We start from the raw sequence: 10,819 nt of genomic DNA on the forward strand, positions 1-10,819 counted from the left end.
TTAAAAGTTAAGGAACGGCAATGAAGTTAATACAGCGTCTTAGCATTACGCAAAGGCTGGTCACTTTATTAGGAATAGCGGCTTTTGGTACCGCCCTGATGGTGGCGTTTATGATGTTTATCCTAAATGGACTTTTAATAGACGAAGAAAAGCGCAAGCTGGATGCTGTATTAGATTCTGCTCATACCATTGTTAACTACTATTACGAGCAAGCTGAAAACGGCGACATAACCGAAGAAGAAGCCCGCCAGCAAGCGTTTAACAGGCTGGACGATATTCGTTATGAAGGTGCAGAGTATATTTTTACCTTGAATCGGCAAGGTGAGATGGTTCAACACCCTTTTACGAAGTCGCTGGTCGGTAAAAACGTTCTTTCTTATGAGGACCCTGACGGTACACAATTGTTCCAGGAAATGGTCGACAAAGCACGCAATAACGACCGGGGTACTGTCGAGTACATTTGGCAAAAAGGCAGCGATGCCAATAACTTAGTTTCAAAAATTAGCCGAATTCGGGTTTTTGAACCATGGAACATCATTCTTGGTACTGGCCAATATACCGATAACATCGCGGCTATTTTATGGCAGGAATTCTTTAAGCTTGCTGGTCTTGCGTTGGTGCTTGCTGTTCCTTTGATGCTTTTATTTATACTGATCATTCGCTCAATCACTCGCCCGCTTAAAACCATCAACAGCGCCATGGTTGATATTGCCGAAGGCGAAGGTGACTTAACGCGCCGTTTAGACGACTCAGGCTCGGACGAGCTTGCCAGGCTCGCCGCTTCGTTTAATACCTTCGTGCATAAAATTCAGCAGCTCGTGCAAAGTGTTCAGGAAAGCGCACACAGTGAAAGTGAAGCTGCTAAAAAACTGACTGAGCTTTCTTCAACCAGTCGTCGTCAAAGCGACGAGCTTAGCTCGCAAACAGGCTCTGTTGCTACGGCTATTACAGAGCTTTCATCGTCCGCGGCTGAAGTGGCTGAACACGCACGTCAGGCGGCAGATTCAGCGAACACGGCAGATGAAGAAGCTGGCCGCTCTGCTGTTATCGTGCGCGAGTCAGTGAATAACATTGAAGCACTAACTAATGAACTTAAGAAGGCCGGTGACCAGGCCCGCCTACTCCAGGACGGTTCGGAAAAAATTGGCAATATTCTGGGTGTCATTGTCGCTATTGCAGAACAAACCAATTTACTGGCATTGAACGCCGCTATAGAAGCTGCTCGGGCAGGTGAAGCTGGCCGTGGCTTTGCGGTTGTTGCCGATGAAGTCAGAACCCTGGCAACGCGCACACAGCATTCAACCGATGAAATTTCAGGCATTGTTGACAGCATTCAGGGAGCCATAAAAGACGTTAGCCAAATCATTACGGACGTTGAGGGTCGTTCAGCTTCGACCAATGAAGAAGCGCTGAAAGCCGAGCAAGCTATCGGTCAAATACAGGAAGCGGTTGCCAACATCTCAACCATGAACGTGCAAATTGCTTCAGCTACTGACGAGCAAAGCCGAGTCACAAAAGATCTCAACGAAAATATCACAGGTATTTCAGACCTTTCCCACGCTAACCAAGAAGCAAACGCTCAAGTTGCTGAAGTCAGTCAGAACTTAAACAAGAACAGTGTTGATTTAAGTCAACTTGTGAGCCGCTTTAAAACGCAATAACCTTGAAAGTTATGGGGATACTGGCAATATCCCCCTGTACCTTTTAGAACATAAAGCGTAAAATAAAGGTACTTTTACAAGGAGTGTGTCTGGTAAAAGTCTCCTTTTTCCTGATCTTAATCATTGCGGATTTAAAAGATGAGTCAAACTATTCCACAACAACCGAACGAATATAATATGAAGGTCGTCCGACAGTTTACTGTCATGACCATTATTTGGGGTATCGTCGGTATGGCGTTAGGTGTATTAATTGCAGCCCAGCTTGTCTGGCCTGAGCTTAACTTTAATACCCCCTGGCTAACCTACTCACGTCTTCGCCCTCTTCATACCAACGCGGTTATTTTTGCGTTTGGTACCAGTGCGCTTTTTGCCACCTCTTATTACGTGGTGCAAAAAACCTGTAAAGTGAGTCTTTTCTCAGACAAACTTGCTGCTTTTACCTTCTGGGGCTGGCAAGCGGTTATTGTTGCCGCGGTTATTACACTGCCACTGGGGTTAAACAGTACCAAAGAATACGCTGAGCTAGAATGGCCAATCGATATCCTGATTGCTATTGTCTGGATCGCTTATATCATTGTATTTTTCGGCACCTTGGCCATTCGTAAAACCTCGCACATTTATGTTGCTAACTGGTTCTACGGCGGCTTTATTGTCGTTATTGCGATGCTTCACATCGTTAACAGCTTGGCAGTACCGGTAGACTTTACTAAGTCATACTCTATGTATTCAGGTGCTGTCGACGCTATGGTTCAGTGGTGGTATGGGCACAACGCCGTTGGTTTCCTATTGACCGCAGGTTTCCTGGGTATGATGTATTACTTCGTACCTAAGCAGGCAGAACGTCCGGTTTACTCATACCGTTTATCTGTTGTTCACTTCTGGGCTCTTATTTCACTGTATATTTGGGCCGGTCCTCACCATCTGCATTACACCGCTTTGCCTGACTGGACTCAGTCGGTTGGTATGGTCATGTCAGTTATCTTGTTCGTACCCTCTTGGGGCGGCATGATCAACGGTATCATGACGCTTTCTGGTGCTTGGCATAAATTGCGTACTGACCCAATCTTGCGCTTCTTAATTGTCTCACTGTCGTTCTACGGCATGTCGACTTTCGAAGGTCCAATGATGGCAATTAAATCGGTTAACGCCCTGTCTCACTACACTGACTGGACGGTTGGTCACGTACACTCAGGTGCGCTTGGCTGGGTTGCAATGATTACTATTGGCTCTATGTACTACTTAGTACCTCGCCTGTTTAACCAAAAAGAAATTCACAGCATTAAATTAGTGAACGTGCATTTCTGGTTGCACACTATTGGTGTTGTTTTTTACATCGTCTCTATGTGGATTTCAGGTGTTATGCAAGGCTTAATGTGGCGTGCAACTAACTCTGACGGAACTCTCACCTACAGCTTTGTTGAAAGTGTTCAGGCGTCTTACCCGTTCTGGACTGGCCGCTTTATTGGTGGTGTCTTCATTGTCGTAGGTATGCTGTTAATGGCATATAACTGTTATAAAACCATTCGTGCTGGCCGTCGTGAGACTGCCGCAGGCAACGTCGTACAAACAGCCTGAGGGGGAAGAAAATGAGTCGCTTTAAACACGAATTTGTTGAAAAGAACTTAGGCTGGCTGTCTATTTTCATGATAATCGCCGTGTCTATTGGTGGTTTGGTTGAAATTACACCGCTGTTATTTCAAAACCAGACTAACGAGGCTATTAAAGGCTTGAAGCCATACACTGCGCTTGAACTTGAAGGTCGTGATATCTACATCCGTGAAGGTTGTAATAACTGTCATAGCCAGATGATTCGTCCATTCCGTGCAGAAACTGAACGTTATGGCCATTACTCATTAGCCGGTGAACATGTTTGGGAGTTCCCTCACCTATGGGGCTCTAAACGTACCGGACCAGATTTGGCTCGTGTTGGCGGTCGTTACAGTGACGAGTGGCACTATGTTCACTTAATGAATCCACGTAATGTGGTACCAGAGTCGAACATGCCGGCGTTTCCTTGGTTAGCTGAAAATAAACTAACTGGCGACAAAACTGCGAAGAAAATGGAAGTGATGCGTTCTCTTGGCGTTCCGTATACCGATGAAGATATTGCCGGTGCCAAAGAAGCTGTTCAGGGCGAAACTGAAATGGATGCGCTTATTGCGTACCTTCAGTCGCTGGGTACCGCTTTACAGCAGGCCGATAAATAATGGATTACGGAACTTGGCGCGGCGTGTTTAGCCTGATTATTCTGGCAATTTTCATTGCCATTGTGTTCTGGGCTTTCAGCCGCCGCAGTAAAAAACAATTTGATGAAGCCGCCAACTCTATTTTTGAGGATGAGACTTCATCAACGACTAATAGCGACAAACCGGAGTCGAAGAAAGATGAGTAGCTTCTGGAGTGCATGGATCATTGTTTTAACGCTAGCCACCTTAGTGGTATTGATCTGGCTGCTGCGTTGGAACATGAAGAACTACACACACATCGAAGAAGGTCAGGAAATGGACCACGAATTCGATGGCATTGTAGAAATGAATAACCCACTACCTAAATGGTGGACGTATCTGTTTTGGGCGTGTTTTGTTTGGGGCTTTATCTACTTAGCACTATACCCTGGCTTAGGTAACTTCCAGGGATTATTAGGCTGGAAAAGCTCTAACCAGGACATTCAGTCACTAGAAGAGTCTCGTCAGGCAATGAAAGAAGCCCATGAACAAGGCTTAATTGTTGAGTATGACCGAGCTGTTCGTGATGCGGAAGAAAAGTACGGTCCGATCTTTGAAGCCTATGCTCAGCAACCCATTGAAGAGTTGGCTCATAACGAAGATGCGCTTGATGTAGGACAACGCTTGTTCCTGCAAAACTGTGCGCAATGCCACGGCTCTAATGCTATGGGTGGTCAAGGCTTCCCTAACCTAACGGATGATGCTTGGCTATACGGTGGCTCTCCGGACGCTATTAAAACAACGCTATTACAAGGTCGTCAAGGCAACATGCCGGCATTTGGCGAGCAGTTTAGTGACAAGCAAATCACAGAGCTTGCTAACTATGTTGCGAGTTTAAGTGGCCGCGATCGCGACCCTGACTTGGTTGAAGCTGGCAAAGCCAACTTTGCGGTTTGTAGTGCCTGCCACGGTGCTGATGGTACCGGTAACCAGCAATTGGGTGCACCTGACTTAACAGACAATGTCTGGCTTTACGGTGGCTCCATCAATAAAATAGAAGAAACACTGAAGCACGGTCGTAATGGTGTGATGCCTGCCTGGAAAGATATTCTGGGAGAGGATAAAATACACGTCATATCGGCTTATGTTTACTCGCTCTCTGACGACGAGTAAAAGGAAATCACAAGCCCCGCTACGGCGGGGTTTTTTGTAAGAGGTTTACTATGCAACAACCTTGGTATAAGCAGTTTTGGCCTTGGTTTCTTATCTCATTACCTGTCACCGTTATGATAGTCTGCGGCGTTATTATTTACCTTGCTGTTAGCCAAGGTAACTTCCAGATGGTCGTCGACGACTATTACAAACGCGGCAAAACTATTAACGCTATTATTGAACACGTCGAGGAAGCTCAGCGTCGTGGTATCAGTTTTGAATTTACCGCACAAAACGGTACGCTCGAATTACGTTATAAAACCGGAAAGCCAGAAGAGCTCAGTGCGTTAAAAGTGCACTTTGTTCACGCTACCCAAGCGTCAAAAGATTTCGACCTAATGATGACAGGTGGCGCGGACGGAACCTACCGAGCGGACATTCCGGAAAATATTGATGGTAAATGGACCATTACGGTTGAACCTTTCGATGGTGTCTGGAAAGTCAGCGAAAAATATCAGCTACCTAAGTCTGAATTTACACCTCTACGCCCTCTTCTTTATGGCGTTTAAACGATGGAATGCTTTCACTGTTTACAGCCCGTTCCAAAAGGCGTTGACTTAACCGTCAGTTATAAAGGCGAAGAGCACGCTGTTTGTTGTGCGGGCTGTCAGGCCGTTGCCAATACCATTATTCAGCATAACCTCGATGCCTACTACCAGCATCGCGATGAGCGACCATTGGAAACGCCGTTATTGCCTGACGAATTAAAGCAGTTAACCCTTTACGACCAACCCGATATTCAAAAAGAGTTTATACGGGACGCTGGCGACAATATTCAAATAGCCACCCTGACAGTTGAAAATATTACCTGTGGTGCTTGTGGCTGGTTAATAGAGCAAGAGTTAATGAGACTTAACGGCATTAGAAAAGCGGTCGTGAATGTTAGCAGCCGGCGTTTACAGGTTCATTGGGACGAAGGTGCCCTAAAACTCAGTGAAATATTGCAAGCGCTTGCACGCATTGGCTATAAAGCGTTGCCTTTTCAACCTAACGAAGCAGAACACCAATACGAGAAACAGCGCAAGAGTTACATTAAGCGCTTAGGCGTTGCTGGTATTGCGACAATGCAAGTGATGATGGTGGCTTTTGGGCTTTATTTTGGTGTGGGCGGTGACTTGTCTGAAAGCCTTCAGCGCTTCCTCTGGATTGTCAGTTTAGTCTTTGCCACTCCCGTTATTTTATATAGCGCTCAACCGTTTTACGCCGGTGCATTAAGAGGCCTGCAGGCCAGCAAGTTGAATATGGATATCCCAGTATCCATTGCCTTATTAGGTGCATACAGCGCCAGTGTATACGCCACTATTACCAACACTGGAGAAGTTTATTTTGAGTCTATCTCAATGTTTACGTTCTTCTTGTTGACCGGCCGCTTTCTTGAGCTACTAGCAAAAGAACGAGCCTTACGCTTTGCAACTAATCGTTTAACCTTGCTGCCCAAATTAGCTATCCGTGAAACCTCTGACAGTACAGAAGAGGTAGCCGTTCGCCAACTACAGGTTGGCGATGTGATTCGTGTTAAACCGGGGGAAACTTTGCCGGCAGATGGACATTTGCTCACTGACAAAGCGCAAGTTGATGAAAGCCTTTTGACCGGTGAAAGCCGTCCTGCTGCAAAAGTAAAAGGCGACAAAGTGGTTGCCGGTAGTTTAAACCAAAGCTCCCCTATCCGCGTGAAAGTGACCGAGGTGGCTCAGCAAACCGTGCTTGCCGGTATCATTGCGATGCAAGACGCCGCTTTAGCCGATAAACCCAAAGTTCAACAAGTGATTGATAAAGTTGCGGGCTATTTCATTGCCGGTATTCTTTTAACCGCAACTGTTACCTTCTTAGCCTGGTGGTTTATCAATCCTGAGCACGCTTTGTGGGTGACGTTGGCGGTATTAGTTGCTACCTGTCCTTGTGCACTGTCGTTAGCCGCTCCAACCGCTCTAACAGGCATTATTCACCGGCTGAATAATGATGGCATCTTATTAAAGAATGCAGATGTTATTGAGTCGGTAAAAAGCTTAAAAACAGTATTTCTGGATAAAACCGGTACCTTAACCGAAGGTAAGTTTAAGTTACTTTCAAAGCGAGATTATGCAAAGTCCCATCACAATGATGCTCTGGCGGCTGGTCTCGAAAGCCACTCTGAGCACCCTATTGCGGCACCATTAAAGCAGCTTTCATTACAGCCAGTCAGCTTCAAGAGCGTCGAGAACTACCAAGGTCTTGGGTTAGAAGGTATTGCAAACGGTGTTCGTTACCGCATTGGTAGCCGGACTTTTATTCAGCAGTGGCACCCTCAACACCAGCCTGAAGGTCAACATCAGGTTGTGCTTGCCAGCGAAGCGCAAGTGTTAGCCGAATACCATGTCGATGATCAGTTGCGCTCAGGTGCGTTAGAAACAATCACAACGCTGAAGCAACAAGGGTACACACCGATTATTGTCAGTGGAGACAGTAAAGATAGAGTGGAACGTGTTGCTCATTCGCTGGGTATCAAAGAGTGGCACCATGAGACAAAACCGGAAGACAAGCTGAGTTTAATAACTGACGCGCAAAGGAACGGCCATACGGTCTGGATGATTGGTGATGGCATCAATGACAGCCCGGTACTTGCACAAGCTGACCTTTCCATGACATTTTCTAACGCCTCTGATCTGGCTCAGACGTCGGCCGATGTTATTTTAATGGGCGAGTCACTTTGGCAAATTGAAACGGTTATTAAAGGTGCGACAAAAGTACGCAGCATTATGCGGCAGAATTTCAGTTGGGCTTTGCTGTATAATGTCAGCATATTGCCCTTTGCAGCGCTTGGCTTCGTTGCGCCATGGGCAGCCGCATTAGGGATGTCGTTAAGTTCCCTGCTGGTTATCGCCAATTCATTAAGGCTATACAAGAAATGAGTGTTATCTACGCATTAATTCCGGTGGCAATTATTTTCGTTATTATTGCCATTGCTATTTTCTTCTGGGCAGTTCGCTCCGACCAATTTGAAGACATTGAGCGACAAGGCCTGAATATTTTAATGGATGACGATAAGCCCAAAAACGCTGATAACAAAGCGCCGAATAGCCAGGCTAATAAAGAGCAAGAAAGTGATAATGACGCAAAGCGCTGATTATATAACTGCTCTGATGATGGGCTTAGCGGGCGCCGGGCATTGCTTAGTCATGTGTGGTGGCATAGCCAGTGCCATTGGCGTTCGTTCTAAGCCTTATATTGTCTGGGTTTATAACCTTGGACGCGTTGCTTCTTATGTTTTCATTGGTGCTCTTGTTGGTGCAGCTATTGGGCTGGTATCTCCCGAAGGTTCATACACTACAGTGGTACTCCGTTGGCTCGCTGCCCTATTTTTATTGTTACTTGGTCTATACTTTACGGGTTGGTTCTCCGGCCTGGTTTATATTGAAAAGCTGGCGTCACCGCTTTGGCGAAAAATTCAGCCTCTCGCGGGGCGTTTGAAGAACAACCAAGGGGTTTTAAACACATTTCTGGCCGGCGCGTTATGGGGCTGGTTGCCTTGTGGCATGGTTTATACCGCACTGAGCTGGGCGGCTATTAGTGGCACGGCTCAGGGCGGTGCGTTAACAATGGCTTTCTTTGGGCTAGGTACCCTACCCGCAATGATAGCCGCCGGTCATTTTAGTCAGTTTCTGCATAACTTTTTAAAAGCCCGAGGTGTTCGCACCGCTATGGGAATTCTGCTTATTGTTTATGCACTTTGGAGTTTCGTGACACTGATCAAACCTTTTTTCCACGTATCCGGCCATTAAAGGCTTCAAATTCACTGTTCATCAGCTATTCTTAAATAAAGAAACATGACTTTTGTCGCGTTCAAGTTAAGGAATAAAGATGAATAGCTTTAGTAAGTTACTGGTCGTTTTAGACCCTGCCGACGAACAACACAAAGCACTCAAACGTGCGCTGCACATGGCACGTCTTAACCCCGATTGTAAACTCACATTATTTCTGTCTATTTACGATTTCTCATACGAAATGACAACGATGCTGTCGAGTGAAGAGCGTGACATTATGCGCTCCAACCTTATTGCTGACAGAAAAGCCTGGATTGATGACTTACTCAGTGAGTTTGACACTGACAGCATGCAAATCGAAAAAGAGGTTGTTTGGCATAACCGTCCTTTTGAAGCCATTATTGAAGAAGTTTTGAAAAATAATCATGAGCTTCTGATTAAAGGCACCCAAGTGAGTCCAAGCTTTCAGAACCTGCTCTTTACACCAACAGATTGGCATTTATTGAGAAAGGCGCCTTGTGCCGTGTTATTGGTAAAAGAACACGAGTGGCCAAGTCACGGACAAATTATCGCAGCCGTCCACACGGGCTCAGAGGAAGAGCATCACCAAAAGCTTAATAAGCGAATAATTGAACATGCTCAGGCAATGAGTAAAACACTCGATGCCAGTGTTCATTTAGTCAATGCTTATCCCAGTGCGCCGGTGAATATCGCTGTTGAAATTCCTGAATTCGATGTCACTGAATATTCAGATGCACTGGAACAACACCACATTAATAGAATGGCGGCGTTAGGTCGTGAGTTTGGTATATCCACTCATGCACAGCACCTTTCTCAAGGCTTGCCAGAGCAAGTGATACCAGACTTTGCCAAACAACTGGACGCCGAACTTGTTGTGCTTGGCACTATCGGCCGTACCGGCATTAGCGCTGCCCTACTCGGCAATACCGCAGAGCATGTGCTCGACCAAATAAACTGTGACGTACTGGCCATAAAACCGGAAGATTTCAAATGCCCCCTCGCTTGATGCGAACCGCTTAGGTATAATCCGCGCGTTATTTTAAGCATGTCGGGTAAACGGGAGCCATAATGGCAAATAGCAGTCAGTACAGCTTCAATAAGTTACAGAAGCGAATTCGCCGAGAAACGGGTAAAGCCATTCAGGATTTTGGCATGATTGAAGACGGCGATCATATTATGGTTTGCCTGTCCGGCGGTAAAGACAGTTATACACTGTTAGATACCCTTATGTACCTTCAGCGTGTTGCGCCTATTAAGTTCTCTCTCGTAGCCGTTAACCTCGACCAAAAACAACCGGGCTTCCCTGAGCACGTTCTGCCAAACTACCTGGATTCACTAGACGTTGACTATAAAATTGTCGAAGAAGACACCTATAGCATTGTCAAAGACAAAATTCCCGAAGGGAAAACGACTTGCTCACTTTGTTCTCGTTTGCGTCGTGGCATTTTGTACCGTACCGCGAAAGAGCTAAAAGCAACAAAAATAGCACTAGGTCATCATCGCGATGACATGATTGAAACGCTTTTCTTAAACTTGTTTCATGGCGGTAAGCTCAAGTCGATGCCTCCGAAACTTGCCAGTGACAATGGTGAGCACATCGTTATTCGACCACTTGCATACAATAAAGAAAAAGACATTGAGCAATACTCTCAAGCTATGGAGTTCCCTATCATTCCTTGTAACTTGTGCGGTTCACAGGAAAATCTACAACGTAAACAAATAAAGCAAATGCTCAATCAGTGGGACAGACAGTTCCCGGGTCGGGTCGAAAGTATTTTTACCGCTATGCAAAATGTGGCTCCGTCGCATTTAGCTGACAATAACCTCTTCGACTTTCTGTCTGTCATGGCAGACGGTGTTGCTAAAGAAGATGGTGACAAAGCCTTTGATGACGAGCCTATTCAAAATAAGCAGTTTGTAGCGCCCAATGACTATGAAGATGGCAATGCCGGGGTACAGAGCATAAGTATTAAACAGCTGGCCTAAAAAAGCCCCTTTCGAGAGTGTTCAATATTCTGTG

Annotated in this window: 11 protein-coding genes; all 11 read left to right on the forward strand. The window is 45.9% G+C overall.

Annotated features, from left to right (window positions below):
• Window positions 1-20: 20 nt before the first annotated feature.
• The 11 genes from B3850_RS01345 to ttcA all read left to right on the forward strand — a co-directional run bounded on the left by B3850_RS01345 (window position 21) and on the right by ttcA (window position 10,785).
• Window positions 21-1,661, forward strand: a complete 1,641-nt coding sequence (locus B3850_RS01345; protein WP_286875315.1) for a methyl-accepting chemotaxis protein — start codon at window positions 21-23, stop codon at window positions 1,659-1,661.
• A 138-nt stretch (window positions 1,662-1,799) separates the two neighbouring features.
• Window positions 1,800-3,236: a cytochrome-c oxidase, cbb3-type subunit I gene (gene ccoN / locus B3850_RS01350; RefSeq protein WP_286875318.1), complete on the forward strand. Its 1,437-nt coding sequence runs from the start codon at window positions 1,800-1,802 to the stop codon at window positions 3,234-3,236.
• A gap of 11 nt (window positions 3,237-3,247) precedes the next feature.
• Window positions 3,248-3,868 (forward strand): cytochrome-c oxidase, cbb3-type subunit II, encoded by a 621-nt coding sequence (gene ccoO, locus B3850_RS01355; protein WP_286875321.1) that lies wholly within the window; start codon window positions 3,248-3,250, stop codon window positions 3,866-3,868.
• Window positions 3,868-4,053 carry a cbb3-type cytochrome oxidase subunit 3 gene (locus B3850_RS01360; RefSeq protein ID WP_100692103.1) on the forward strand — a complete coding sequence of 62 codons (186 nt, stop codon included), beginning with the start codon at window positions 3,868-3,870 and terminating at the stop codon, window positions 4,051-4,053. Before ccoO ends, B3850_RS01360 begins: the two co-directional genes overlap by 1 nt.
• On the forward strand, window positions 4,046-4,999 hold the full coding sequence (ccoP, locus tag B3850_RS01365) for a cytochrome-c oxidase, cbb3-type subunit III (RefSeq protein WP_286875277.1): 954 nt from the start codon (window positions 4,046-4,048) through the stop codon (window positions 4,997-4,999). The genes B3850_RS01360 and ccoP overlap by 8 nt, the downstream gene beginning before the upstream one ends.
• A gap of 50 nt (window positions 5,000-5,049) precedes the next feature.
• Window positions 5,050-5,547 carry a FixH family protein gene (locus B3850_RS01370; RefSeq protein ID WP_286911273.1) on the forward strand — a complete coding sequence of 166 codons (498 nt, stop codon included), beginning with the start codon at window positions 5,050-5,052 and terminating at the stop codon, window positions 5,545-5,547.
• Between the two features lie 3 nt (window positions 5,548-5,550).
• Window positions 5,551-7,926 (forward strand): heavy metal translocating P-type ATPase, encoded by a 2,376-nt coding sequence (locus B3850_RS01375; protein ID WP_286911275.1) that lies wholly within the window; start codon window positions 5,551-5,553, stop codon window positions 7,924-7,926.
• A complete protein-coding gene (gene ccoS / locus B3850_RS01380) occupies window positions 7,923-8,141 on the forward strand; it encodes a cbb3-type cytochrome oxidase assembly protein CcoS (protein WP_286911276.1) in 219 nt (72 codons plus the stop codon). The genes B3850_RS01375 and ccoS overlap by 4 nt, the downstream gene beginning before the upstream one ends.
• Entirely contained in the window at window positions 8,125-8,796 is a 672-nt protein-coding gene (locus tag B3850_RS01385; protein ID WP_286875286.1) for a sulfite exporter TauE/SafE family protein, read from the forward strand. Before ccoS ends, B3850_RS01385 begins: the two co-directional genes overlap by 17 nt.
• Before the next feature lie 79 nt (window positions 8,797-8,875).
• Window positions 8,876-9,805, forward strand: a complete 930-nt coding sequence (gene uspE, locus B3850_RS01390) for a universal stress protein UspE (RefSeq protein ID WP_286911277.1) — start codon at window positions 8,876-8,878, stop codon at window positions 9,803-9,805.
• Window positions 9,806-9,867: 62 nt separating this feature from the next.
• Window positions 9,868-10,785 (forward strand): tRNA 2-thiocytidine(32) synthetase TtcA, encoded by a 918-nt coding sequence (gene ttcA, locus B3850_RS01395; RefSeq protein WP_286875292.1) that lies wholly within the window; start codon window positions 9,868-9,870, stop codon window positions 10,783-10,785.
• Window positions 10,786-10,819: the final 34 nt, after the last annotated feature.

The sequence above is a fragment of the Idiomarina sp. UBA4520 genome (assembly GCF_002388365.1).
Lineage (GTDB): Bacteria > Pseudomonadota > Gammaproteobacteria > Enterobacterales > Alteromonadaceae > Idiomarina > Idiomarina zobellii.

Coding starts and splice junctions, on each gene's coding strand:
- B3850_RS01345 (WP_286875315.1), top strand. CDS start 21: ATGAAGTTAATACAGCGTCTTAGCATTACGCAAAGGCTGGTCACTTTA.
- ccoS (WP_286911276.1), top strand. CDS start 7,923: ATGAGTGTTATCTACGCATTAATTCCGGTGGCAATTATTTTCGTTATT.
- B3850_RS01385 (WP_286875286.1), top strand. CDS start 8,125: ATGACGCAAAGCGCTGATTATATAACTGCTCTGATGATGGGCTTAGCG.
- ccoN (WP_286875318.1), top strand. CDS start 1,800: ATGAGTCAAACTATTCCACAACAACCGAACGAATATAATATGAAGGTC.
- ccoP (WP_286875277.1), top strand. CDS start 4,046: ATGAGTAGCTTCTGGAGTGCATGGATCATTGTTTTAACGCTAGCCACC.
- B3850_RS01360 (WP_100692103.1), top strand. CDS start 3,868: ATGGATTACGGAACTTGGCGCGGCGTGTTTAGCCTGATTATTCTGGCA.
- B3850_RS01375 (WP_286911275.1), top strand. CDS start 5,551: ATGGAATGCTTTCACTGTTTACAGCCCGTTCCAAAAGGCGTTGACTTA.
- ccoO (WP_286875321.1), top strand. CDS start 3,248: ATGAGTCGCTTTAAACACGAATTTGTTGAAAAGAACTTAGGCTGGCTG.
- uspE (WP_286911277.1), top strand. CDS start 8,876: ATGAATAGCTTTAGTAAGTTACTGGTCGTTTTAGACCCTGCCGACGAA.
- ttcA (WP_286875292.1), top strand. CDS start 9,868: ATGGCAAATAGCAGTCAGTACAGCTTCAATAAGTTACAGAAGCGAATT.
- B3850_RS01370 (WP_286911273.1), top strand. CDS start 5,050: ATGCAACAACCTTGGTATAAGCAGTTTTGGCCTTGGTTTCTTATCTCA.